The organism is Adhaeribacter aquaticus DSM 16391 (assembly GCF_000473365.1).
Taxonomy (GTDB): Bacteria; Bacteroidota; Bacteroidia; order Cytophagales; family Hymenobacteraceae; genus Adhaeribacter; species Adhaeribacter aquaticus.
Genome location: NZ_KI421517.1, coordinates 4,008,055 through 4,033,220 on the forward strand (window position 1 = coordinate 4,008,055; position 25,166 = coordinate 4,033,220).

29 protein-coding genes are annotated in these 25,166 nt (G+C 38.7%); 19 read left to right on the forward strand and 10 right to left on the reverse strand.

Going from position 1 to position 25,166, the window contains the following annotated elements; genetic code table 11:
- The first annotated feature begins 61 nt into the window (after positions 1-61).
- Positions 62-1,081 carry an LLM class flavin-dependent oxidoreductase gene (locus tag ADHAQ_RS0119960; protein WP_026464439.1) on the forward strand — a complete coding sequence of 340 codons (1,020 nt, stop codon included), beginning with the start codon at positions 62-64 and terminating at the stop codon, positions 1,079-1,081.
- A 238-nt stretch (positions 1,082-1,319) separates the two neighbouring features.
- On the opposite strand, the gene ADHAQ_RS0119965 is transcribed toward ADHAQ_RS0119960, so the two are convergent.
- Positions 1,320-2,150, reverse strand: a complete 831-nt coding sequence (locus ADHAQ_RS0119965; protein WP_026464440.1) for an AraC family transcriptional regulator — start codon at positions 2,148-2,150, stop codon at positions 1,320-1,322.
- A gap of 115 nt (positions 2,151-2,265) precedes the next feature.
- Between ADHAQ_RS0119965 and ADHAQ_RS0119970 the strand changes: the two genes are divergently transcribed.
- The 10 genes from ADHAQ_RS0119970 to ADHAQ_RS0120020 all read left to right on the forward strand — a co-directional run bounded on the left by ADHAQ_RS0119970 (position 2,266) and on the right by ADHAQ_RS0120020 (position 8,553).
- A complete protein-coding gene (locus ADHAQ_RS0119970; protein WP_026464441.1) occupies positions 2,266-2,835 on the forward strand; it encodes a sugar O-acetyltransferase in 570 nt (189 codons plus the stop codon).
- A 48-nt stretch (positions 2,836-2,883) separates the two neighbouring features.
- Complete coding sequence (locus tag ADHAQ_RS26450; protein ID WP_051360053.1) at positions 2,884-4,032, forward strand: alpha/beta hydrolase; 1,149 nt, start codon at positions 2,884-2,886, stop codon at positions 4,030-4,032.
- 34 nt (positions 4,033-4,066) lie between these two features.
- Complete coding sequence (locus ADHAQ_RS0119980; RefSeq protein WP_026464442.1) at positions 4,067-4,552, forward strand: cupin domain-containing protein; 486 nt, start codon at positions 4,067-4,069, stop codon at positions 4,550-4,552.
- Positions 4,553-4,637: 85 nt separating this feature from the next.
- Positions 4,638-5,804, forward strand: coding sequence for an aldo/keto reductase (locus ADHAQ_RS0119985; protein WP_071781136.1), 1,167 nt, complete (start codon positions 4,638-4,640; stop codon positions 5,802-5,804).
- An 82-nt stretch (positions 5,805-5,886) separates the two neighbouring features.
- Entirely contained in the window at positions 5,887-6,372 is a 486-nt protein-coding gene (locus tag ADHAQ_RS0119990) for a cyclophilin-like fold protein (protein ID WP_026464444.1), read from the forward strand.
- 47 nt (positions 6,373-6,419) lie between these two features.
- A complete protein-coding gene (locus ADHAQ_RS28910; protein ID WP_026464445.1) occupies positions 6,420-6,740 on the forward strand; it encodes an aldo/keto reductase in 321 nt (106 codons plus the stop codon).
- Between the two features lie 76 nt (positions 6,741-6,816).
- Positions 6,817-6,978, forward strand: a complete 162-nt coding sequence (locus tag ADHAQ_RS28915) for an aldo/keto reductase (protein WP_281172374.1) — start codon at positions 6,817-6,819, stop codon at positions 6,976-6,978.
- 57 nt (positions 6,979-7,035) lie between these two features.
- The gene (locus tag ADHAQ_RS28735; protein WP_245590644.1) at positions 7,036-7,188 is read left to right on the forward strand and encodes a hypothetical protein; all 153 of its coding nucleotides are present in this window, start codon (positions 7,036-7,038) and stop codon (positions 7,186-7,188) included.
- Complete coding sequence (locus tag ADHAQ_RS28740; protein WP_026464446.1) at positions 7,179-7,529, forward strand: aldo/keto reductase; 351 nt, start codon at positions 7,179-7,181, stop codon at positions 7,527-7,529. The genes ADHAQ_RS28735 and ADHAQ_RS28740 overlap by 10 nt, the downstream gene beginning before the upstream one ends.
- 574 nt (positions 7,530-8,103) lie before the next feature.
- Entirely contained in the window at positions 8,104-8,553 is a 450-nt protein-coding gene (locus tag ADHAQ_RS0120020; protein WP_026464447.1) for a hypothetical protein, read from the forward strand.
- 647 nt (positions 8,554-9,200) lie between these two features.
- Here ADHAQ_RS0120020 and mnmE read toward each other — a convergent pair.
- The 4 genes from mnmE to ADHAQ_RS0120045 form a co-directional block, all read right to left on the reverse strand.
- On the reverse strand, positions 9,201-10,589 hold the full coding sequence (gene mnmE / locus ADHAQ_RS0120030) for a tRNA uridine-5-carboxymethylaminomethyl(34) synthesis GTPase MnmE (protein ID WP_026464448.1): 1,389 nt from the start codon (positions 10,587-10,589) through the stop codon (positions 9,201-9,203).
- Positions 10,590-10,753: 164 nt separating this feature from the next.
- The gene (locus ADHAQ_RS26460) at positions 10,754-11,290 is read right to left on the reverse strand and encodes a thioredoxin family protein (RefSeq protein ID WP_034257500.1); all 537 of its coding nucleotides are present in this window, start codon (positions 11,288-11,290) and stop codon (positions 10,754-10,756) included.
- An 85-nt stretch (positions 11,291-11,375) separates the two neighbouring features.
- The gene (locus ADHAQ_RS0120040) at positions 11,376-13,244 is read right to left on the reverse strand and encodes an Nramp family divalent metal transporter (protein WP_026464449.1); all 1,869 of its coding nucleotides are present in this window, start codon (positions 13,242-13,244) and stop codon (positions 11,376-11,378) included.
- Positions 13,245-13,526: 282 nt separating this feature from the next.
- On the reverse strand, positions 13,527-14,660 hold the full coding sequence (locus ADHAQ_RS0120045; protein ID WP_026464450.1) for a glycosyltransferase: 1,134 nt from the start codon (positions 14,658-14,660) through the stop codon (positions 13,527-13,529).
- A 57-nt stretch (positions 14,661-14,717) separates the two neighbouring features.
- Between ADHAQ_RS0120045 and ADHAQ_RS0120050 the strand changes: the two genes are divergently transcribed.
- Positions 14,718-15,536: a 2,3,4,5-tetrahydropyridine-2,6-dicarboxylate N-succinyltransferase gene (locus ADHAQ_RS0120050; protein WP_034256945.1), complete on the forward strand. Its 819-nt coding sequence runs from the start codon at positions 14,718-14,720 to the stop codon at positions 15,534-15,536.
- 137 nt (positions 15,537-15,673) lie between these two features.
- Here the strand turns inward: ADHAQ_RS0120050 and ADHAQ_RS0120055 are convergent, their stop codons facing one another.
- Entirely contained in the window at positions 15,674-16,576 is a 903-nt protein-coding gene (locus ADHAQ_RS0120055) for a 3-hydroxybutyryl-CoA dehydrogenase (protein ID WP_026464452.1), read from the reverse strand.
- A 330-nt stretch (positions 16,577-16,906) separates the two neighbouring features.
- Between ADHAQ_RS0120055 and ADHAQ_RS28215 the strand changes: the two genes are divergently transcribed.
- Together ADHAQ_RS28215 and ADHAQ_RS28220 are read left to right on the forward strand one after the other, a co-directional pair.
- Entirely contained in the window at positions 16,907-17,059 is a 153-nt protein-coding gene (locus ADHAQ_RS28215) for a lmo0937 family membrane protein (protein WP_157433470.1), read from the forward strand.
- Positions 17,060-17,105: 46 nt separating this feature from the next.
- The gene (locus ADHAQ_RS28220; protein WP_157433471.1) at positions 17,106-17,261 is read left to right on the forward strand and encodes a lmo0937 family membrane protein; all 156 of its coding nucleotides are present in this window, start codon (positions 17,106-17,108) and stop codon (positions 17,259-17,261) included.
- An 82-nt stretch (positions 17,262-17,343) separates the two neighbouring features.
- On the opposite strand, the gene ADHAQ_RS0120070 is transcribed toward ADHAQ_RS28220, so the two are convergent.
- Entirely contained in the window at positions 17,344-18,114 is a 771-nt protein-coding gene (locus ADHAQ_RS0120070) for a hypothetical protein (protein WP_026464453.1), read from the reverse strand.
- A 51-nt stretch (positions 18,115-18,165) separates the two neighbouring features.
- Complete coding sequence (locus ADHAQ_RS0120075; RefSeq protein ID WP_026464454.1) at positions 18,166-19,782, reverse strand: ABC-F family ATP-binding cassette domain-containing protein; 1,617 nt, start codon at positions 19,780-19,782, stop codon at positions 18,166-18,168.
- Between the two features lie 284 nt (positions 19,783-20,066).
- Here ADHAQ_RS0120075 and ADHAQ_RS0120080 point away from each other — a divergent pair, with 284 nt between their 5' ends.
- The 3 genes from ADHAQ_RS0120080 to ADHAQ_RS0120090 all read left to right on the forward strand — a co-directional run bounded on the left by ADHAQ_RS0120080 (position 20,067) and on the right by ADHAQ_RS0120090 (position 22,430).
- Entirely contained in the window at positions 20,067-20,525 is a 459-nt protein-coding gene (locus ADHAQ_RS0120080; protein WP_071781137.1) for a DUF4199 domain-containing protein, read from the forward strand.
- Between the two features lie 364 nt (positions 20,526-20,889).
- A complete protein-coding gene (locus ADHAQ_RS27400; RefSeq protein WP_084523919.1) occupies positions 20,890-21,372 on the forward strand; it encodes a DUF4199 domain-containing protein in 483 nt (160 codons plus the stop codon).
- Positions 21,373-21,668: 296 nt separating this feature from the next.
- Entirely contained in the window at positions 21,669-22,430 is a 762-nt protein-coding gene (locus ADHAQ_RS0120090) for a hypothetical protein (protein WP_026464456.1), read from the forward strand.
- A 41-nt stretch (positions 22,431-22,471) separates the two neighbouring features.
- On the opposite strand, the gene ADHAQ_RS0120095 is transcribed toward ADHAQ_RS0120090, so the two are convergent.
- Positions 22,472-22,879, reverse strand: a complete 408-nt coding sequence (locus ADHAQ_RS0120095) for a hypothetical protein (RefSeq protein WP_026464457.1) — start codon at positions 22,877-22,879, stop codon at positions 22,472-22,474.
- Positions 22,880-23,025: 146 nt separating this feature from the next.
- Here ADHAQ_RS0120095 and ADHAQ_RS26470 point away from each other — a divergent pair, with 146 nt between their 5' ends.
- A complete protein-coding gene (locus ADHAQ_RS26470) occupies positions 23,026-23,862 on the forward strand; it encodes a murein L,D-transpeptidase catalytic domain family protein (protein ID WP_169728020.1) in 837 nt (278 codons plus the stop codon).
- A 68-nt stretch (positions 23,863-23,930) separates the two neighbouring features.
- Here ADHAQ_RS26470 and ADHAQ_RS0120105 read toward each other — a convergent pair whose 3' ends face one another.
- On the reverse strand, positions 23,931-24,137 hold the full coding sequence (locus tag ADHAQ_RS0120105) for a hypothetical protein (RefSeq protein ID WP_026464458.1): 207 nt from the start codon (positions 24,135-24,137) through the stop codon (positions 23,931-23,933).
- Positions 24,138-24,342: 205 nt separating this feature from the next.
- On the opposite strand from ADHAQ_RS0120105, the gene ADHAQ_RS0120110 reads away from it, so the two are divergent.
- Complete coding sequence (locus ADHAQ_RS0120110; RefSeq protein ID WP_026464459.1) at positions 24,343-25,152, forward strand: M48 family metalloprotease; 810 nt, start codon at positions 24,343-24,345, stop codon at positions 25,150-25,152.
- Positions 25,153-25,166: the final 14 nt, after the last annotated feature.

The following is a 25,166-nucleotide window of genomic DNA, read 5'->3' on the forward strand; positions in this document are numbered from 1 at the left end:
TACGTAGTTTGTAGGGGAACATAAAAGGTACAATACCTTTGACTTTTAAACTTTACAAATAGTGGATAAACAAAATATAGCTTATTCTATTTTAGAACTCGCCATTGTTTCGCAAGGGGAAACAATAAAAGAAACCTTGAATAATTCTTTGGCATTAGCAAAAGAAGCGGAAGCTTGTAATTATAAACGTATTTGGTTTGCAGAACATCATAATTCAGATAATATTGGTAGCAGTGCCACCTCCATACTTATTGGGTACGTAGCAGAAAACACCACAACCATCAGGGTAGGCTCTGGTGGCATTATGCTTCCCAACCATTCTCCTTTAATAGTAGCCGAGCAGTTTGGAACCCTGGCACATTTATACCCAAAACGCATTGATTTAGGTCTTGGAAGAGCGCCCGGCACAGACCAGGGAACTGCACAGGCCATCCGGTCAGATTTTATGCAGGCGGCACAATCGTTTCCCAATGAAGTGGCTAAAATTCAGAAGTATTTTTCTTTAGAGAACAAAAATTCCAGTGTACGGGCAAACGTTGCAGAAGGCGCAGATGTGCCGTTATACATTTTAGGTTCAAGTACTGACAGTGCCCACCTTGCGGCCAAAAAGGGATTACCCTATGCTTTTGCCAGCCACTTTGCCTCCACGCATTTACTTGAAGCATTAAGAATCTATCATCAGGAATTTCAGCCTTCACAAGTTTTAAACCAACCCTATACCATGGCTGGGGTGAATATATATATTGCTGATTCTGATGAGGAAGCTGAAGCACAATTCACCAGTTTAATAAAGATGTTTGTTGGGGTATTAACCGGAGCCAGACATCCTTTAAACCCACCAACCAAAATGACGGAAGAGTTAAAAGAGGTCTTTCAACATCCTGCAGTTAACCAAATGCTGAAGTATTCATTTGTTGGCAGTAAGCAAACTGTTAAAAAACAAATAGAAGCATTCCTGGACCAAACACGTGTAAACGAACTAATTGCTGTAAACGCCATGTACCACCAGGATGACCGATTAAAATCTACCAGGTTATTTGCAGAAATTATGACAGAGATAAATAGTCAAACCTTGAATTAGATTGACCACGACCCTTTCCAGATACTACCGTTTCTTAAGAAATTTTATCGCATCAAAAACCTTATTATTCTACCTGCAATTTTAGCTCGGTTTATCCTTTGGTAAGGAAGGAATACTAAGCTTATAATACTTTACTATTCAAGATTGATAAATGTATTTTGGTCCACTATAATTAGTCTTTTAATATGAAAAAGTCCTAAGATTATAATATCAGTTTTCCAATGCGTTTCATCCTTTATTAATCCACCATTCGCTGCCTATATTCCTTTGGCGAAACGCCCAGAACCTTCCGTACATAACGCGTGAAAAACGATCGGCTGGAAAAATTCATTTCATCGGCAATCTCGGAAATGTTCAGTTTTTTGTTTTGCAGGAGAATAATTATTCTTTCCCGGGCGTACCGCTGTATCCATTCCGAGGCGGTAATACCGGTATTTTGTTTACATACATAATTTAAATACTTGGCTGTAATATGAAGCCGACTGGCGTAAAATTGCACCTCGCGCTCTTTCATACAATGTTCCTGTACCAATTGCATAAACCGCTCATAAAGCGACCCACTTTCCAAAGTTCGTTTCCGATGTTCATATTCATTGGCAAACGTGTGCCACATTTCCAGAATAAATAATTGCATTTGCAACTTCAACACCTCAGAATAAAAACGGTGACCTGTCTCTCTGAATTTTTCGTACAGGAGTTGAAAATTAGAAAGCACTTTTTGCTTGTCGCTTTTATCATGCAAGTGCAATATTGGGTTTTCTTTGGAGTGCAATACCACATCAATGCTCCTGCTCTGGTCCGGGATATTTGCAAAGAGGAAATCCTTCTCTACCAATAAAATAGTTGCTTTAATTTTCTTCGTGAAGGTCAGATCAGCCAGCTTGCTATCGGCAAACCAAAAAACAAATTCGCCGGCGTTACAGTTATAAGGCCGGTCATTAAAAAGAAAGTTAATACTTCCGCCGTGGCAGTAGATATGGGTATGATACCGTTCGAGAAAATCTTCCGGTAAGTCAATTTGCCCACGGGCCTGGAGCAAGATAATGCTATCCTCTTTTACTTTTTCCATTTCCTTAAATCTAACTTTAACAATTATAAGAAATATTTGACATTATATGCGTGAAAAGTGTAATAAATAGCGCATTTATAATGGATAAATTTGCCATCCAGAACGTTAGAGGAATATGAAAACGGAAGAACCAGGAATTTTTCAAAGATTGTTAAATGGCGAAGCAGTTCCATTTAGCGATTCGGAATATTTTAAAATTGTGGAGGCGTGTAATGACACCCGGAAGCTGCTCATTCAGTTGAACAACGAACCGGATGCCATTGAAATCAGAAAGCTATTGAGCCAAATAATGGCTTTTAAAGTTGATGCGACTACCACCATTTTCCCACCATTCCAAATTAATTATGGCAGGAATACCAAAATCGGCAAAAATGTATTTATCAATTTCGATTGTACTTTTTTGGATTTAGGGGGCATTACTATTGAAGATAATGTCATGATTGCTCCCAAAGTAAGCCTGTTGACTGAAGGCCACCCAGTTTCTATAAACGATAGGCAAACCCTCTCGGTGGGAAAGATTAACATAAAAAAGAACGCCTGGATTGGTGCCAATGCTACCATTTTACCGGGTGTAACCATTGGCGAAAATTCGGTTGTGGCTGCCGGGGCAGTGGTTTCGAAAGATGTGCCGGATAATACCATTGTTGGCGGAGTGCCTGCCAAATATATTAAATCGATTGAATAATTATTGACCGTTCGGCCTAATACTCCGGACTAATTAAAATTAAAAAACATGAAAAAGATAACCTTAATAGTTCTTACATACCTAATGATTTTGGGACAGACTTTTGCCCAAACTAAAGCAAGTGAAAAATCGACAAAGAAAAAAGCAGAGATAAGTAAAATCGACCATTATACCTTTGTATTAAGCGATAAAGTTACCCGCCAGGAAGTAACCTTTATAAACCGTTATGGCATTACACTGAAGGGTGATTTGTATACGCCTAAAAATAGCACCAATCAAAAACTTCCCGCGCTGGTACTGAGTGGCCCGTTTGGTGCAGTGAAAGAGCAATCTTCCGGCTTGTATGCGAATGAAATGGCTGCCCGAGGATTTATATCGCTGGCCTTCGACCCGTCCTTTACTGGCGAAAGTGGCGGAGAAGTCCGTAATGTTGCCTCACCCGATATTTTTACCGAAGACTTTAGCGCTGCGGTAGACTATATTGGCTTACTACCTACTGTTGACCGGAACCGCATTGGTGCAATTGGCATTTGTGGTTTGAGCGGGATGGCCCTTACGGCGGCCACCAGTGATACCCGGATTAAAGCGGTAGCTACGGCTTCCATGTATGATATGTCACGGAGCATGAGCCGCAGTCATCAGGATAGTTATACCCCGGAACAGCGCCAAAAAGTGATTGATTACCTGAGTCAGCAGCGTTGGACCGATGCAGCGAATGGCAAATCTGCCTTAGGCTTACACGAAGTTCCGTTTGACAAAAACGGTAATCTGGTAAAAGGAACGCGGGTACTTCCGGAAACTCTACCCAAAAGTCCGGATCCGGTTTTAGCAGCTTTCTTCGATTATTACCGGACACCTCGTGGTTTCCACCCCAGGTCTATCAACTCTACCACCGCCTGGACGGCTACTACCCCTATGGCCTTCTTTAATTTTCCGATGGCCGCCAACATGGAGCTGATTGCGCCTCGTCCAATAATGCTGATTGCAGGAGAAAATGCCCACTCGCGTTATTATTCGGAAGATGTTTACAAAATAGCATCCGGGCCAAAGCAATTAGTGATTGTACCCAAAGCCGACCACGTTGATTTGTACGACCGGGTAAATATCATCCCTTTTGATAAACTAACTGCTTTCTTCAACGAAAATCTGAAACAAGTTAAATCAACGGAAACGGTGAAGGCAGCAGTGGTTCGGTAAGTAACTTTATTTTTCACCCTTAATATTTAGCCTGATGAAATATTCCATAATAGCCGCTTTTGCTTTCATCATCTTGTTTGGTACTGGTTGTGCGGCCCAGACAAATAAGCAAGCCGCTTCTTCTAAAACAAATGCCATTTTCCCAAAAGGGGAATTAGGACCGGCCCAAAACTTTACTGGCAAAGCCTGGAACTATAGCCTGGTTCCGAACGACATCGTGTACAATACCCTGATGGGTAATGTATATTTTGAGCCGGGAGCCCGTAGCAACTGGCATATCCATCCGGCCGGGCAAATTCTGGTTATTACCGATGGGGTGGGTTACCATCAGCTAAAAGGGCAGCCCCGGCAAACCATTAAAAAAGGCGATGTCATCAAGTGTCCGCCTAATGTGATGCATTGGCACGGTGCTAGCCCCGATACGGGCATGCAGCAACTCTATATTTTACCTAATACCGAAAAAGGCATTGTGCAGTGGCTGCACCCGGTTACGGATGCCGAATACAGCAATTCAAAATAGATTTTAAGGCAGTAGTTTAATTATTACTTCTAATAAACAAAAGCCTAATTGCCCATAACACTTTTTTTTGAACAATTAATCAGCAATGAATAATAAATATAATAATCAATCGGAAGATAAGAATCCAGGTACCATCTTACGTCGCGACTTTTTCAAGGCCGCAACGTTGCTGGGAATAGGAGCCATAGCTGGGGGACCCGTTACCAGTTATGCGGCGGCTGCTTCACAGGAAACAAAAAATAAAAAAAGTTTTGGCACCATCCTGACGAAGAAGCGCTCTCTAGGATCAAAGAAAAATCCGCTGGTGGTTTCAGCTATTCAGTTGGGCTGCATGGGCATGCACACCGGCCGGGGTGTCCACCCTGATTATAAAAGCATGGTTAAATTGATTCGGGAGGCGGCGGAACGGGGCTGTGACTTTTTCGATACGGCTGAAGTTTATGGGCCGTATGTTAACGAAGAATTGGTCGGAGAAGCGCTTGCCCCCATCCGAAACAAAGTGGCCATTTCTACCAAGTTTGGATTTAAAATAGGGGGTACCGGTGGTTTGGATAGCAGACCGGAAAACATCCGGAAAGTTGTGGAACAATCACTAAAGCGCCTCAGGACCGACCGTATTGACCTTTTATACCAGCACCGGGTTGATCCCAACGTGCCCATAGAAGATGTTGCCGGCACTGTAAAAAATCTTATCAAAGCAGGCAAGGTGCTACACTTTGGTCTTAGTGAAGCGAAGGCGGAAACTATCAGAAGGGCTCACGCCATCTGCCCGGTTACAGCGGTGCAAAGTGAATATTCTTTCATGACCCGGCTTCCTGAAGATTTCATCTTTTCTACTTTACAGGAATTGGAAATTGGATTTGTAGCCTACAGCCCGCTATGCCGCGGTTTATTAGGTGGAAATTTAACCGAATATTCCGATCTAAAAACAAATGATATTCGGGGTGCCTGGCCCCGGTTTCAGCCGGAAGCGATTAAAGCAAATCTCCGGATTGTGGAGGCGCTGAATGAGTTTGGCAAAACCAGAGGTATGACTTCCTCGCAGATTTGCCTGGCCTGGATGCTGGCAAAATACCCTTTCATTGTTCCTTTACCCGGCACCACCAAACTTTCGCATTTAGAAGAAGATTTAAGAGCTGCCGACTTCTCCTTTACCGCTGCAGAAATAAAGGAGATTGAAAACAAAATCCAGAAAATTGGGGTGGTTGGTGACCGATATGATGCGCTACAACAGTCGCGGGTAGAATATTAGCCAGAGAAATACCGGCACCCGGTTTCGGACAAAGCTTACCCTAACGCAAAGTATAATACTAGGTCATTTAAAGCTTAAAATCATGAAATTTTCATTTATAATTATTTTCTCGCTTTTGCTCATTTCGGCCAGTTGTGCTTCTTGTAAAAAAGAAACCACTGCTCCCAGCAACTCAGATACGGAGAATATCAATGAAAACAATAACGCTAACCCGACCGGAAGTAAGATAAAGATAACAATTGGCACCAGCACCTTTACCGCCACGCTTAACAATAATGCCACCGCCACGGCTTTTAAAGCTTTGTTGCCTTTATCTATAAATATGCGCGACCTGAATAGCAACGAGAAATATTTTGATTTTGCTAATGGTTTGCCGACCAACGCCGCCAATCCTGGTACCATTCAAACCGGCGATTTAATGCTATATGGGTCTAGAACCCTGGTGCTATTTTACAAATCATTTTCTACCTCTTATAGTTATACCAGAATTGGGCGGATAGATGAAATAGCCGGGCTAACTACAGCATTAGGCACTGGGAATGTAACGGTTACGTTTGCCTTACAATAATTCCTATTGGGGTAAGTGAAATCGAAAATAGTAAAAACTACTCAATCATGTTTAACCAAGAGAATAATCAATCATCCAGAAGGAAATTCATTCAACAAACGGCCATGGCGGGTGCAGGATTAATCCTTATTAATCCATTACGGATGTTTGCTCAGGCACAGCCTAATATAACTAATATAACAACCCGCAAGCTTGGAAAACTGGAGGTCTCTTCTCTCGGCTTCGGGAACATGACCCTTAGTGGGGGACACTACGGCCCTGGGCTGGACAAAGCTTCTGGACTTCGTATGATACGGAATGCCTACGAACAAGGCGTAACCTTTTTCGACACAGCTGAAGTTTACGGGCCCTATGTCAATGAGGAGTAAGTCGGCGAGGATCTTGCACCTTTTCGCAATAAGGTTGAATTAGCTACCAAATTTGGCTTCAAGATTGACGGTACAAATGGCTTGGACAGCAGACCAGGCCGCATCCATGGTCGTCGAGCTATCCCTCAAATGCCTGAAGAGTGACCGCATAGACTTATATTACCAGCATCGTGTAAACTTTACCGTACCCATTGAGGACGTTGCAGGCACCATACAGGATTTGATAAAAGCTGGTTAGGTTCTGCACTTTGGACTATCCGAGCCAGGCGCTAATACCATTCGCCGGGCCCATGCCGTGCAACAGGTTTTCGCCATTCAAACCGAATACTTTCTTATTGAGCGCAGTGTAGAAACCAACGGCGTACTACAAGCCTGTGAGGAACTGGTATCGGCTTTGTACCTTGGGGCCCTTTGGGGCAAGGCTTTCTTCCCGGTACAATGGACATAAATGTGCAGGCAAGCTGGGACTCGAAAAATAATCTTCGGGCCACATTCCGCCGGTTTTCGCCTATCGTTATGCAGAACAACCAACCAGTTATCGAGCTATTAAGAACGTTTGGTGTTAAACGGGGCGCAACTCCGGCACAGGTTGCCCTCGCCAGGTTAATGGCCCAAAAAGCTTTTATTGTTCCCATTCCCGGCACTACCAACAGTACTCACCTGAAGGAAAATATGGGAGCTGCCAATATCAGATTTACAGCATTGGATTGGGCTGAATTTAATACGGCCTTTGCCCGCCAGGAAGTTTATGGCGGTCGGATGGATGCAAGACAGATGATGCAAATTTGACATGATTAGTTTAGAAGGGTGTTTTAATCCAACATCAAAAAAACAAACATGAATATAACTCGAAAAATATTTTCAGTGAAAAATTTAGAACTCGTAAAACTATGGTTCTGGCAACCTTGCTTTTCATCGCATGCTTTTGGTCATGTTCAACACCAGAACAAAAAGACGAGGCTCAGCAAGAGGTTTTAGCTGCTCATGAGATGCGGCGGATAGCTACGGTCAGTTCTGACAATTTATTCTGTTTAAAAGCTAAGATAAATAGAGCCCTATTAGTATCTATTGGAATATTATGGAAGATTATTAATAACAGCAGCCACTTTTTTTTCAATAATGTTTAACAATAAAATATTTAAAAAAAAGAAAAACATCTTTGCTTAACTAAACCTAAACGCAAGGCTTGGAGCGACGGCCTCGCCAGCTGTTTGGCAGAGACGTTAGGTCTAATTATTATATTATAAAAATGAAAAACCGCTCTTCTCGCCTTGCAGAAAAACATAGGCTGGAGAAGCAGAAATGTTAAAATATAAATTAGCTAAAGCAGAATTTTGCGATAAGCTAGAAAAACCAGACCCCGATGAACATAATCGAACTAAAAGAAAGACAATACATTTCTCAAAATATAGAATCAACTAAAATTTATATTCAATTTGGTAATCTTCTAAAAGAATTAAATAAGAAGCAATTACCTGTTGATATTACTGAACGGATTAATCAAGATATAAGAGAAATAAATACTACGAATAAGACAGGTAATGAATTAATCAAATTAGTTAAACAAAAGCAGAAGAAAGTAATAACACTGGTTGAAAAGCAACTGAAAATTACTCCTAAGAAACACTATTCAAAGCTTTGGTTGGCTAATGGAATGGCCACATTTGGATTACCAATTGGAACAGTTTTTGGCCTAAGTATAGGCAATATGGCAATGTTGCCTATTGGTTTGGCAATTGGAGCTGTTGTAGGGTCAGGCATGGACAAGAAAGCTTCAGTTGAAGGGAGACAATTAGATATAGAAATTAATTAATGTTATCTCATATAGATAAGATAGCCGAACCGCTAACATAAGCTTAGCAAAAGGTTTGATTGCTGTAACTCAATAGCTTTCCCAATTCAAAAGTTCAATCTTAATGCGCACTAAAACACTTTAACACAAACATCAAACCTTCGCCAAGCGAACGTTGGCAGCAAGGCGGATCACTGAACCTTAAACATAATCATCATGAACCAGAATCTTTCACAGGAAAAAAACAAAGAACTTATGGAGGTTTTGAAGCAAGTTGCTCCTGGGCTTAAATTTCATCAATTATCCAAACTTCCCAAATGATATCGGCTTTATGAAAAAGGTGGTAATTAGCATAAAAAGTTAGTAGCTGACGTAGATTTACTTGTTTACGCCAGTAGTAACAGTAGTCTTTGCTATAATTTGTTTTCCGCAGTACTGGCATTTGCGAGTTATTCTGATGTTGCTGCTCATGTTAATGGACTACTAAGGTCTAGGCAGGTCAGCAAAGGACTGAAGTGGACATCATTTCGCCACTACCAGGTTTAAAAATGAAAAAGGAAGAATTTGTAACAAAAACGCCACAAATTCTTCCTTTTAAACACGTTTTAATCCCTTTGAATTATTCTAAAAACATATGTTATGATATAAAAGTAGTGTTTTAAGGCAATTTATTTGCCGATACAGAACTTGCTGAAAATGTTTTCCAGCAAATCATCAGTAGTAATTTCACCGGTAATTTCCCCTAGAGCATATAATGCCCGCCGGATATCGGAAGCTAAGAAGTCACCGGTAATACCGCTGCTAATACCATTCAATACATCATCTAACGCAACATAAGTTTGCTGCAGGTTTTGGTAGTGTCGCAAATTGGTAACAATGGTTTGATTGCCGGTATCCAATTGGTTGCCCTTAACTTTTTCGATCAGTTTTTGCTTCAGCAAATCAATTCCAACTTTCTCGGCGGCCGAAATAGCTAAAATATTGGCAACCGGCTTATAATCTTCTAAACGGGAAGTATCAAATATATCTATTTTATTGGCAACTGCCAGAAGAGGCGTGTTTTCATTTAGTTCTAAGGCCTTGATTTCATTTGCTAATTCCTCTGGCGTAGTGGACTGCATATCAAACAAATAAATAACCAAAGAAGCTTCTACTACTTTCTTTAAAGTCCGTTCTACTCCAATGGCTTCTACCTTGTCAGTAGTTTCACGCAGACCGGCGGTATCAATAAACCGGAAGCTGATGCCTTCAAGCTTGATTTCGTCTTCAATAAAATCACGGGTAGTGCCCGCAACATCCGAAACAATGGCTTTTTCCTCGTTTAATAAAACATTAAGTAAGGTTGATTTACCGGCGTTAGGTTTCCCGATAATAACCACCGGTACCCCATGTTTAATAACATTGCCAAATTCAAAGGATTTTAATAAATCCCGGATCAGCTTCTGTATGTTAAAAATCAGGTTTTGTAAAGCGGTACGATCAGCAAATTCTACGTCTTCTTCGCCAAAATCCAATTCTAATTCTATCATAGAAGCAAAGTGGATGAGCTGAGCCCGCAGGGCTTTGATTTCCTGACTAAAGCCGCCCCGCATTTGCTTCATGGCTACTTCGTGCGATAACTTAGAGTCAGAGGCAATCAAATCAGCCACAGCTTCGGCCTGAGCTAAATCTAAAGTGCCGTTTAGGAATGCACGTTTGGTAAATTCGCCCGCTTGGGCTAAACGCGCTCCATTTTTTAGAGTGGCTTTTATAATTTGCTCTACAATAAAATCGGAACCGTGGCAGGAAATTTCTACAACGTTTTCTTTTGTGTAGGAGTGAGGAGCTTTAAATAAAGAAACAACTACTTCATCAATGATTTTGCCTTCTTCGCGAATGGTACCAAAATGTAAAGTATGAGAAGGCTGGTCCTCTAGTTTTTTACCGTGAAAAATAGTATCGGCAATACTAATGGCAGCGGGTCCGGACAAGCGAATTACGGCAATGGCACCTTTACCATGAGCAGTAGCCAGAGCTACAATAGTATCGGCATTCTGGGTAGAGTATAGGGTATTCAATTATTTGGATAAACTAGATGAACAGGTAAAATTAATATAAATTTTAGTCCTGAATTATTAATATTTTAACGGAAACTTTTAACGATTGTGCTAAGCAATAGGAAGCTTCAAGATTATTTAATTCTGCTGGTGCTTTTTTTCGGCCAGTTGTTAACTAGTTTTACTTATTTTACTGAAGCAGTGGCTGTATAATCCTGAAAGGATTTATTTTTATAATGGTTTTCAGCAAAATATTTTAATAATGTTTTGAAATTAGGAACATCCAGGTAACCCGGCACTGGGGTAATTATAGCCATGCGTTCATCTAAATATACCGTAGTTGGATAGCTTAACTGTCCTTTTAGTAAAGCCAGGGCCGCTTCATGGGTACGGTATTGCTCGTTGTATTTATACATTTTGCCATTTACAGTAATGGGAGCCTTTCCTTCTGCATCTAATTTTACGGCATAAAAATGCTTATTGACATATTTTGCAATTTCCGGATCTGTAAAGGTTTTTTTATCCATAACCTTGCACCAGCCGCACCAATCAGTATACACATCAACCACCATTTTGCGTGGTTCTTTTTTAGATAGTGCTGCCGCCTCTTCTAAGGTAACCCATTTTATTTTTTCCTTTACAGGATTAATTGGCTTTACCAGAACAGTGAAACTGCTAAGTAGAGCCAGGTTTAAAACAAAAAAATATATTTTAAATTTCATATTGGGATAATCTTCAAAAGCAGGTGTATACCTGGTAAACACCTATTAAGTATACGCTGGTTCAGTCAAAATATTTTATTTGCTTTTAAACTATTAGAACGGGGATTTGGACTTTATGTCTTACTTCATTAATGGTGGTGCCATAAATCATATCTTTTACCATTTTATGACCATGGGAGCCCATTACAAGTAAATCAGCATTAAATTTTTTAACTATCAAAGGAATGCATTTCTTAGGGTTTCCGAACCCTAGGTCAGTCCTTATTTTGTAGCCTTGCCGGCGTAAATCAGTGGCATAAATTTCCAGGTTCATTCGGTCTATACTTGATTCCCGGTCGCGTATTTCCAGCCCCATAACATGCGCTCCGACTGTTTCTACCACATGTATTAGCAGATAGTCCGCACTTTTCTGACCAATAGCCAAGGCGCTGTTAATGGCATTCATATCTACTTTAGAAAAATCAAGGGAAATGGCAATACGGGTATAGGGTAGTCTTTCCTGGGACTGATAAGAAACTACTTTTACTGGTTGGCTGGCTCTTTCTTTACGTCGGAGATTGGCAATTAGGGGCTGAAGCGAAATATATAATAACAAGAAACCCGCAGCCAGGGCTATGGGTATTACAAGGCCTCCAACCAAAGCGGGGTGTTTTGATTTTTGGATCCATCCGGCTATTTCTTCATAAACCATGGTGGCATTCAATACTACAATTACCAAAGCCGAAATCCAGGCGGCAATTTTTACTTTGGGGCCAATTGCAAAATTGCCCATCCGGCGCTTGCTACTAACAAAATGAATGAGCGGAATAACAGCAAACCCTAGTTGCAAGCTTAATACCACCTGGCTTAATACTAATAATTTACCTGTTTGATCTTCCCCAAAAACAATTATTACAAAAAGGGCAGGAGCTACTGCTATAATCCGGGTTATCATCCGGCGAAGCCACGGCTGAATCCGGAGATTTAAATAACCTTCCATTACAATTTGTCCGGCCAGGGTCCCGGTTAAGGTAGAGCTTTGACCAGCAGCTATCAGGGCTATTGCAAATAAAATAGGTGCCCATTTTGTGCCGAGTATTCCTGCTAAAAAGCGGTGTGCATCCTGGATTTCGGAAACAGTGTAGTAGCCATTTTTATAAAAGGCCGTGGCAGCTAAAATTAAAATGGCTGCGTTTACCAGAAATGCTAAATTAAGCGCAATGGTAGAATCAATTAAATTATATTTTAAAGCTCTTTTTATGCCTTGCTGGCTACGATCTATTTTACGGCTTTGTACCAGGGAAGAGTGCAGGTACAAATTATGAGGCATAACAGTAGCACCGATAATTCCAATGGCAATGTAAAGGGCATTATTATTGGGTAAAGAGGGAATAAAACCACGTGCCAAAGCCCCCATATCTGGTTTGGCAAAAATCATTTCCATGATAAAAGCAAAACCTATAATACATATTAGCACCAGAATAAAAGCCTCCATTTTGCGCATACCCTGGTTTATCAGGTAAAGCAAAAGAAAGGTATCTAGAACCGTTAGACTTACTCCCCAAACCAACGGAATTCCAAAGAGCAGTTGTAACCCGATTGCCATGCCTAAAACTTCGGCCAGATCGCAGGCCGCAATAGCTATTTCTGCTAAAATATAAAGACATATATTTACCGTTTTTGGATAAGTTTCCCGCGAAGCCTGGGCTAAATCTTTGCCCCGGACCACTCCCAACCGGGCACTCAGGCTCTGAAGCAAAATAGCCATTAAGTTACTCATCAGGAGTACCCAGATCAGGCTATACCCAAACTGGCTACCTCCGGCAATATCTGTAGCCCAATTGCCCGGATCCATATAGCCCACGCTAACTAAATAAGCCGGACCTAAAAAAGAAAGAAGCCTTTTCCAGAAACTTTTGTGAGAGGTGGTATCAATAGAAGCATTAACTTCTTCCAACGATTTACTCTCCGCCATAATAGATTACAAAAGTTATAATAAAAGTGAAATGTTATAATTTTTTAATAATAATATAAGAATACTTAAATACTTTTAAATAGTTTAGGAGGTTTATTGTTTTTTAGGGATTTAAAATGGGCGGAGGAAATGATAAAATAAATTTGGCCACGGGTTGAGCACCTTTTTACCGAAAATTTATTTAAAAAACGTGTTATAATTTCCTTTAAGGGTGAATTTAAAAATTAGATTTTTAGGTTATTAATGGTTTTAGTTTAATAACTAAATAATTTTGTTTACCCGTTAAAGCACCTTTTGAAACCAGTTCAATAATTTTTTTTCTTCGGTTTCCCAAAAAGCTTCTCTTAAATCCCTGCCTTTGTAGAATACCTGTTTATAGAGTTCCTCCAGTATCTCTTCCTGCTTATAAGCCTGGTAATTAATATGGATACCAGCTTGGTAATGATCTATAATGGGTTGCCAATAAGGGTTTTGTTCTACAATTACAGGCAATCCGTTAGCCATGTACTCGTAAAGTTTAGTTGGAATGCAATGTGAAATACTGGGATGGGAATGATAGGGGAGTAATCCAAGAGTATTATTTCTAATGGCCTCTGTTATTTGTGCGTGTGGCACTAATGTTTTACCGCCTATCAAAGTTATGTAAGGCTTATTTTTAATTTGGGTGATTACCTGTTGATATACTTCTGGTTGTGGACAATAACCTATAATAGTTAGGGAAACAGCATTGTTGACCTTAAATAAAGCATTGGCTAGTTCAATTGCCTCAAATATGCCATATAATTTAGATATGGTGCCGGAATACAATAGCTTAATTGGGGCAGGGTTGACCTGCACGCCCTTGCTGATATAATTAATTGGTTCTTCTAAAGATTCGGGTTTAAACTTATTTTCCAAAATTATATAATTATCACGGAGGAAGGTTAATTCCTGCGCATAACTTTTCTCAGCCAGTAAAAACTGTTGAATAAAATAAGAAGCCAGCTTCTCATTTAGCCTAACAAAACTACCTAGCAAATCTTTCATAAGATTTGGATAAACACCTTGCGATTTTATATTCAGATAATAATTTTCCTGCACATCATAAATTAGACTACAGGAGGAAAATAATTTATAAATTAATCCGGCTACTAATAATTCAGGAGTACAAATAATAACTACCTGAGGTTTTACCCGCGCAAGCAGGTACAAAAATTTTAAGGACACCAAAAACCGTTTGGGGCTTAGGCGGGGAAAAGAAAAAATGGGATGAAAAAAAACATTGTGAGGGGCATTGGTTGGCAAGGGAGTGGCAAAACCAACTACATGAACTGCTGCCTGAGGAATTTTGGCCAGCGATAACCCAAACTTATGGTACATGCGGGTATCGGTAACCGGTTTCAGAATAGAAGCCAGCAGAATTCTTGTTTCTTTCATTAAAGTAAAAATACTACTTTTACGGCGTTTTTAATATTTATACAAATTCGTCTGAAAATGTCGCTTCAACAAATAATTGAACAAGCCTGGGAAGATCGTTCCAAGCTGCAAGAAATTCAAACCCTAGATGCTATCCGGGAAGTAGTCGAACTTTTAGATAAAGGCCAGATTCGGGTGGCAGAACCAGATGGGGAAAATGAGAAATGGAAAGTAAATGAGTGGGTGAAAAAGGCCGTACTGATGTACTTCCCAATCCAGAAAATGGAAACCATTGAAGTAGGTCCTTTTGAATTCCATGACAAAATTGCCCTTAAGAAAAATTATGCCGAGTTGGGTGTGCGGGTAGTACCTCATGCTATTGCCCGTTATGGCTCTTTCTTATCTAAAGGAGTAATTATGATGCCTTCTTATGTAAACATTGGTGCTTATGTAGGTGAAGGTACTATGGTAGATACCTGGGCTACCGTAGGTAGCTGTGCACAAGTAGGCAAGAACGTTCATTTAAGCGGTGGTGTTGGTTTAGGTGGTGTTTTAGAGCCAGTACAAGCTTCACCGGTTATTGTAGAAGATGGAGCATTTATTGGTTCGCGTTGTATTTTAGTAGAAGGCTGCCATATTGGTAAAGAAGCTGTAATAGGTGCTAATGTTTGCATTACCGGAAGCTCAAAAATTATTGATGTAACCGGACCAGAACCTATAATCTACAATGGTTATGTTCCTCCGCGTTCTGTAGTTATTCCTGGTTCATATACAAAATCGTTTCCCGCTGGAGATTACCAGGTGCCGTGCGCTTTAATAATTGGCCAACGGAAAGAAAGTACTGACCTTAAAACTTCCTTGAACGATGCTCTACGTGATAATGGCGTGGCCGTTTAAGTAGAAAGTCTAAGGAATAACTTATCAATCATTAATAAAGGCAGGAACAATATTTTATAAATGTTCCTACCTTTATTTTTTAATTGGGTAAAAGAGAGAATGCCAGCCTTGAGCACTGCCCGCTTTTAGTGTATATTTTAAGATTTAAGGCTTTTTTTAAATCTATCGGCAACGATTAAATCTTTGGTGCCATGTTGCCAGGAATAAAAACCACTGCCCGATTTTACTCCTTTATGACCCGCCTGAACCATGTTTACTAGCAACGGACAAGGAGCATATTTAGGATTGCCAAAGCCATCATGCAAAACTTTTAATATATACAGGCATACATCCAGGCCAATAAAATCTGCTAATTGCAGCGGCCCCATTGGGTGAGACATACCTAATTTCATTACTGTGTCTATTTCATTGACGCCGGCCACTCCTTCGTACAAGGTATAAATGGCTTCATTTATCATGGGCATCAAGATGCGGTTTGAAACAAAGCCCGGATAATCATTTACTTCGGTGGGTACTTTATCTAATTTTATAGCTAAATCCATTATGGTTTGGGTTACTGCATCCGACGTAGCATACCCTCTTATAACTTCAACCAGCTTCATTACCGGTACCGGATTCATAAAGTGCATACCAATTACCTGGGCTGGTCTTTTGGTAGCAGCTGCAATTTTGGTAATGGAAATAGAGGAGGTATTGGTGGCCAGAATAGCTTCTGTTTTCGCATACATATCCAGCTCCTGAAATATTTTTAATTTCAGCTCTACATTTTCAGTAGCTGCTTCCACAATTAAATCGGCTTCGGAAACACCTGTCATTAAATCGGTAGTAGTTTTTATGTGTTGTAGAGCATCATCTTTTTGTGTTTCTGTCAGATTGCCTTTTGCTATCATGCGATCTAAATTTTTACTGATGGTCTGCAAGGCTTTTTGTAAGGCAGTTTCAGATATATCAATAAGGGAAACTAAAAAACCATGTTGTGCAAAAACATGGGCAATGCCATTACCCATCGTTCCTGAACCAATAACCGCTATTTTCTTCATGCCGGAATAAATTTAGTTTGTTTTACTTTATACTTTCTCCATTCCCTATAGCTGCCACAGATACTACATCTTGGGTAAAAAGCCCTTGGTTTAAGGCAAAAAGGCACCCTTGAAAAGAAAGAATATAAATGTTCTAATATAATTATTGTAATATAAAAAAAATAGGTAAAAAGAATTAACTATATAAATCTTTTATGATATTCAATCGTAAGAGGAATTATATTAGCAGGATACAATTATTAGGAATAACTACTAATTATTAATCAATTGGTATTGAGCTAATTAAGTAAAATCTAAATATTTACTAGTTTAACTAAACACAAAATAAAAATGGGAAATTTACTTTATCTGATAGCAGTAGTTTTAGTAATAATGTGGCTTATTGGTTACGTAGGAATGCACGTAGGTGGTGGCTTAATTCATATATTATTAGTTATTGCTGTTATAGCTATTGTTTTACGCTTAATTAGAGGCGCAGCCTAAATTTAAATAAATCTTTACTTTCTGAAACTTAAATAAACTTAAAACTATGGGAAATCTATTGTATATAATCGCGGTGGTATTAGTAATTCTTTGGCTTATTGGCTTCTTAGGATTTGGTGATAGTGTGGGAGGTGTTATTCACGTATTATTAGTAATTGCTATTGTAGCCGTACTATTACGTCTGATACGAGGAGCAGCCTAAAACAAGATTATTTTAAGCTACATATATAAAAAAAGAGAGGCACTTAGTAAGTGCCTCTCTTTTTTTATATTGAAGAAACAGATTATTTAAAGTTATAAATAAATCCAGCCCTTAAAATTGGAATAGAATTTCTGGTATTAAAGTTATCAGTGGTATTAACCCGGAACAATACGTACAGATCATACCCAAATTTACTGGAAGCCATTTGCCGGTAACCTAATCCGGCTAATGTTTCCTGGATATTCCTTCGGTAGTTATCTACTATTTGCCCAGATGAATTTACCAAATAGGCCTGTGTATTCAACAAAGCATGTTCAGCATGTATAAGAATAGGACCAAATACAATTACCTGAGTAAAAGCTTTTGCACCATAATCGGAGTAAGCCATATTATTAATGCCATTGTATTGGTAACTTAACCCGGGGCCTACCGCAAATCTTTTGGTTATGCGGTAGCCTAGCATAGGCGAGGCGCCAATCCGGAAATAAGTTCCAAAATAAGAGCTTGAAGAAAACCCCAGAGTAGCGCTACCTGCCAGGAAAAGTTTTTCCTGTAGCGTTTGTTTTACTTTGGGAGTAGCCTCTTTAACTCTTTCAGGCTCTGGGTTAGAAACCACTGGCGGAGCCGTTCTTTCTGGAGCAGGCGTAACCGGACTAGGAACTTCCCTTCTCGCAGGAGCAGAATTGATGGCCGGATTACCCGGAGGACCTTGTTCTAATTGCGGTGCCTGATAAGTACTATCAGTAGTTTGGGCTAAACCTGCTTGCGTGCTCCCAAGCAGGACCATAAGAAAAAGAGGCAAACTAATGCCTCTTTTAATAGTATTAAATATTGGTAACACAGCTGAAGACATTTTAATTTTTGCTTAATAACGTCTATAATACGTATATAGTACTAATTCGATTTAGCTATACATCTTCTGACGCAAAGCTTTAATTTGTTCATCAGCCAGGTACTCTTCGTAGCTCATACGCTTATCGATAATACCTTTTGGAGTTAATTCTATGATACGGTTAGCAATGGTGTCCACAAATTGTAAATCGTGTGAGGAAAACAAAATTGTTCCGGGAAAATCCTTCAAACCATTGTTTAGAGCCGTAATCGATTCCAGGTCCAAGTGATTGGTTGGCTCATCCAGTACTAAAACGTTACCAGATTGCAACATCATTTTAGATAGCATACACCGTACCTTTTCCCCCCCAGATAAAACATTGGCTTTCTTCAAAGATTCTTCTCCTGTGAATAACATCCGGCCCAGAAAGCCCCTTATAAAGCTTTCATCTTTTTCAGCTGAATATTGTCGTAGCCAATCTACCAGATTTAAATCTGTATCAAAATACTGAGCATTGTCTTTCGGGAAGAAGCTTGGTGTAATGGTAGTACCCCAGGTAAAGGAACCGGAATCCGCCTTAGCTTCACCCATTATAATTTCAAAAAAAGTAGAAGCAGCTAAATCGTTACGACCCAGTACAGCAATTTTGTCTTTTTTCTCAACCGTAATAGCAATATCCTTAAACAGTAAAGTACCATCTTCTACCGTTTTTGTTAAGCCTTCTACATTCAATAACTGGTTTCCAGCTTCACGCTCAGGTTTGAAAGCAATGTAGGGGTACCGGCGGGAGGAAGGCTTAATGTCTTCTAAAGTTAACTTAGATAATAATTTTTGCCGGGAAGTAGCCTGCTTGGATTTAGAAGCATTGGCACTAAATCTCCGGATAAATTCTTCTAGTTCTTTCCGTTTGTCATCTGTTTTCTTGTTCGCATCGGTACGCTGTTTTAAAGCTAACTGGCTAGACTCATACCAGAAAGAATAATTACCGGCATACAACTGGATTTTGCTGAAATCAATATCGGCTATGTGCGTACAAACAGCATCCAGAAAGTGGCGGTCGTGTGATACTACAATTACCGTATTAGGAAAAGAATCCAGGAAATTCTCTAACCACAGAATAGATTCGGCATCCAAGTGGTTAGTTGGCTCATCCAGTAATAAAATATCTGGATTACCAAATAAAGCCTGCGCTAATAAAACCCTTACTTTTTCACTACCACTTAAATCTTTTACTAAAGCATAGTGTAAATCCTCCGAAATACCTAAACCGTTAAGTAAAGTAGCAGCATCGTTTTCAGCATTCCAACCTTCTAAGTCTGCAAATTCAGCTTCCAAGTCAGAAGCTCGTAAGCCGTCTTCTTCCGTAAAGTCCTCTTTAGCATAGATAGCATCTTTCTCCTGCATAATGTCAAAAAGACGTTTATGCCCCATGATCACTGTTTGCAAAACAGGAAATTCATCAAATTCAAAATGGTTCTGTTTTAACACGGCTAAACGCATACCCTTCGGTATTTCTACCCGGCCGGTACGTGGATCAATTTCACCGGCTAATATTTTCAGAAAAGTAGATTTACCGGCGCCATTAGCTCCTATTAAGCCATAGCAATTTCCCGGTACAAACTTAATTGTTACATCTTCAAATAATGTGCGCTTGCCGTAGGACAAACTTACATTGGAAGTACTAATCATAATGTTCTATTTGTTTTCTAGCCGCAAAGGTAAATAAATAATTGATTTTTAAGTTGTCTTGCGGCGGTGATCTACTATAACTAACAGGCTTTTTAGTTAGTTCAATAAGTTTTAAGGAACCTTAAAGCCGTCTGACCGAATTAATTCTTAAAGGGCCTTTTAACCATTTTCTGGGCATTTCGGTATAATAACTAGTTGGAACTTAAACAAATACTTGTTTTTGTTGTATATAAATAAACTCAGCTCTTACATGGCAAAAGTCATTAACCTAAATATTTAAAACTATGGAACTAACAAGAATTTCAACAGACAGAATAGGATTTCGTTATGGTGCCATGTCCAGCATCGCGATGATTATTTATTTCCTAATAATAAATTTATTAGGACTGGAGCATATGGAAGAAGTGCGTTTTGGCAGCCATATATTTATTATTATTGGTACTGTATTAGCCATTGGGTACTATAAAAGGAGCCACGATGGCCATATGCAATATTTACCTGGACTAGGTATAGGATTTTTGACCGGTTTATCGGCTTCTTTCTTTTATGCCTTATTTATTATGCTTTATGCCTATCTGTTTAATCCAGGTTATGAGACAACCTTACGAACCCAGGATTATTTTGGTGCAGAGTTATCCCCGGTAATGCTATTTGGTGGTATTGCCTTGTTAGGAGTTGCCGTAGGGGCCATGACCGGATATATATTTATGATGTTATATGATAACTCAGGGGGTAGGGATTAATATTACCCGACCTATAATTTAGAAAAGGCTGGTAATACCAGCCTTTTTCATTGAATAGTTTTTTAATTCTTTAAAAGTAAATTTTCATCAAATAGCGCTAAAATTATAAAATATTAAAACCAGGGAAATTAGAAAAATTAAAAAAATTAAAAGAAGGCTCTATAAAGAAAAAAACTCATACCTAATAAAATTTAATTGTAATACGCTTAATTATAATATAAAAGGTATCACAAGTTTAATAGCAAAATAATATACATTGATTAAACCTTCGATGTATAACCGGAGTATATAAAATAAATCACATTAAACAAGCCTTAAGTATTTAAGGTATTTAAAGGAATTGTATTATAATATAATTTATTTTATGGCAACTTCACGAACAGCAACAGATAGAATAGGGCTTCGCTATGGTATTTATACTGGTATAGCGATGAGTATATATTTTTTAATTTTAAATTTATTTGGTCTACAAAATATAGAAGAAATCAGATTCTTAAATCATATTTTTATAGGTATTGGGGTAATAATGGCCATTCTTAAAGTCAAGAGAGTTAATGATGGCTCTATTTCCTACCTAAAGGGTTTAGGTATTGGTTTTGTAATAGGTTTAGTATCGTCTATTATCTACGGAATTTTTATTTACCTGTATATGACTTTGATTGGTCAGGAATATCAAAATACCTTAAGAACCCAAGATTATTTTGGTTCTGATATTTCACCAATTGTTCAGTTTGCTTCTATTACCTTATTAGGAGTAGTGGGCGGTGCCTTTGTAGCTTATATCTTAATGATGCTTTACGATAAATCTGGAGGTGACACCTCAGCTAGTAAACATTTGAACGTTTAATAAATGATACTTAATTAGTACAGGGAATAAAAAAGGAGTGTCTTTGAACACTCCTTTTTTATTCCCTGTATATTATTTCCCTCTCTTTCCTTTTAAATAGCCTCTCCATAAACACCTATAATTTCCATATTTAAGTAGATTGAATTTTATTGTAAATAGGACTTAAACAATAAGTTTGTATAATAGATATAAATAATTTATAGGTTTTGGAATATTATAACTCTGATAAATAACTATATAAAAGGTTGTGCCGTAAAAAATGCTAAAACAGACTGGAGTAAACTAAATATATAAATATGAAAAAGTTAATTTTGAGTTCTTTTATGCTGGCATCAGTTTTAGTTGCTACAGCTCAGACGAATTCTACAGAAAGTCATATTCAGGTGGGCGTTTATAACCCAAGCCGCGTTAGCACACCTGAAGAAGTAAGACAGTTAGCTAATCAATTAGAACTGAATGAAGGGCAATACGTAAAATTGAGAGATTTAATGCGGTCCCGCCAAGAACAAATTTCCCAAATAAATAGCATGTATGCCAACGACGCCCAAATGCGGGAAAGAAGATTACAGGCAATTCAGCAAAATTTTGATTCTAATTTAGCTCAGGCTATTTCTCCAAAACAATTTAATTCATATTTAGCCTTAACTGGACGGGCTACAGATACACAATCTGGTGGTACACTGGAAATGGGTGCTGTAAACCGCGCTGGGGGAGCTACTACCGATTCAGCTAATTTTGCTACTCCTGGCATGGGAACAAATTCAACTGATTTTTCCGGAACTACCAGTGGAGAAGTTAAAGTAACTGATGACAAAGTTAAAGTGGAATCGGGAAGCAATGAATTAAAGGTTAAAAGAAATAAAGAAAAAGCTAAAACCAGCAGCGCCGAGTACAAGGCTGATGCAGATGAAGCAAAATTTAAAACAAATGACGGAGCTTATAAAGCGAAAAGCGAAAGAGGTAAAGCTAAATTAGAAACTCCCAATGGCAAAGTGAAAGTAGAGGATGATAAGTTTAAAATGGAAACGAAGAACAAAAAAATAAAAGTTAAAGAGTAAATTAAATAAAAAAGCCGCTATCTAAATAGCGGCTTTTTTATTTAATCTTTCACAAAAATTATTTCATTTACCCGATCTAAAACATCAAATTTAATAGCTACTTTTTCTACTCCTTTTATGGCTCTCCTTTCCTGGCATTGCGGTCCTGCCTCAACAAAATAATAATAAATCCGTTGTCCACTAGCTTCCAGGGATTCACCTTCTGGTTTACCAAAAATAGTAATTATATCATAATGGTTAAGCCCTATAAGCTTTTTTCTTATCGCTCGGAAACCTGGTAGTAAATTAGGTCTTCTACTACCACAGCTTCGCTCATCCTGGCGCCATTCTTCCTGATTGAATCCAGGTAAATCGATTTTTTTGCTATTGCACCCACTTATAATAATTAAAATAAAAAAGTTTAGAAGGGTTACCTTATAAGTTTTAAAATATAAAGATTTACCTGGCATATATTAGGAACTTCTGCAGAAAGTGAAAATTTATTTGAAGGAATTTAATTTTAGGGTAAATTTATATTAAAATTTATAATATTAGCCAAAAGGGAACAATTTAAATGCTTTTAAGGTTTTTTAATTGAATGAAAAGAGGAGCTAACATGAAAAAAACTATCCTAACAGGCGCAAGCTTTTTAATGTTTGCGTTCGCTATGCCTGCTATGAGTTGGAACCCAAATGTTTCTTCTCAGGAAGTGCCAAATTTTGAAGCGGCTTTGCCTCTTACTGCTGAAGCAGAAGTAGAACTTGAATCAACTGTCGTAAAAGAATCAGCAGAGGACTCATATGAGAAGTATGTGAATGAAATTTATGATGCTGCTGATTTAAGAAGAGCTGGTTTAAAGAAAGATATTTTCAAAAGAGCTATTGTTGGTTATCATAACCTAAAATTAGCCGGACAGGTATCACCTTATAAATCTGTATTATCTATCGTAGATTTCAATAAATCTGGCAAAAACAAAAGGTTTTGGACTATTGATCTAAAAGCAAAGAAGTTAGTATTTAATTCTTTAGTAGCTCATGGTCAGGGAAGTGGCGGCGATAAGCCATTTGCTTTTTCCAATAAGCCTAATTCCCACCAGAGTAGCCTAGGTTTTTATGTTACCGATAAAACGTATTATGGTGTACATGGTCTTGCTTTAAGATTAGATGGTGTAGACAAAGGCTTTAATACCAATGCCCGAAATCGTGCCATTGTGGTGCATGGTGCCGATTATGTAAGCAAAGATTTTATTAAGGCTAATGGTTATTTAGGTAGAAGTTTTGGTTGCCCGGTTTTACCAAGTGACCTTACGCCTAAGGTAATAAATGTAATAAAAGAGAAAACAGTACTTTATATTGAAGGTCCGGAATCTAAATATACTTCTGTTTACCTTAATCGGGATAAAGCTATTGCTCATTATGCTAGCCAGACCGAGAGCTTACAAGCTAGTTTATAATATTTTTGATAAGTAAACAAAAGCCACTTTTAAAAGTAGAAGTGGCTTTTGTTTTATACAACTTTTGGTTAGGCCTCGTCTTTAGTTCCTTTAATCAGGCCTATGCCCGACATAAAAAAAATAAGACCAACAATAAAAGGAACAATAGAATTGAACTTGCCAACTGCAATTCCGCCAACAGAACCACCTCCCTGCATGAAGGCAAATGCTCCCCATATAATAAAAAGTATTCCTAATATCGTTAATATAGCACCGAATGTTCTTTTAAGGTTCATAGTTTCTTATGTTATCGTTTAAGGTTAACATTACCTGATTTTCAACGGTTTTACGATTAATTTAACTTCAGGTATATAGAAAATTTCTAATTACTCCATTTGTACCCCATTTAGTTGTCTTTATTCTGTATTTCTTTGTTTAGAACACTTTGAGCTTTGAAACTATGGATAACATTTGGCGTTGTTAAGTTAAAAAATAAGAAGAATGGGTAGTGCATTAAATTACATCATTGCGCTTTTAATAGCTGGTTTTTCTTTGATATCTTATTGGTGCAAAAGAGAAGAAAATACCGTTACCGGCGAAGTTCAACATATTGATATGACGGTTGATCAGGAAATTGCTTTAGGTTTGCAAGCTGCTCCGCAAATGGCCCAGCAGTATGGCGGCCTGCACCGCGACGATCAGGCAACGGCTAAAGTCAAAAACATTGGGCAGCGCCTGGTGCAGCAAACAAAAGCGGGATCCAGTCCTTACCGGTTTGATTTTCATTTATTGGCAGATGAAAAAACTTTAAATGCTTTTGCATTACCAGGTGGCCAAATATTTATAACAGCTGGTTTGCTCCGTAAATTATCAACGGAAGGACAATTAGCCGGAATTTTGGGCCATGAAATCGGGCATGTTATTGCCAGGCATTCTGCCGAACAGCTGGCAAAAGCCAAATTAACTCAAGGTTTAGCTGGTGCAGCCGGTATAGCTACTTATGACCCGGACCGACCTGCAAGTGCCAGTGGAGCCATTGCTGCCGCCGCTATTGCCAAACTTTTAACTTTAAAGTACGGCCGGGAGGATGAACTGGAGTCAGACTTATGGGCTGTAAAGTTTACCGCAGAAGCTGGTTATGACCCTAGGGGCATGATTGAAGTTATGAAGATTTTAGGAGCTGCCCGTAATGGAGCTTCTTCACCTGAATTTTTTCAAACCCATCCCAACCCGGAAAATAGAATTGCCCGTTTAGAAACAGCTATTCAGGAAGAGTTTCCGCAAGGTGTGCCATCAGGTCTGATTCAATAACAGGTAAAAAATAT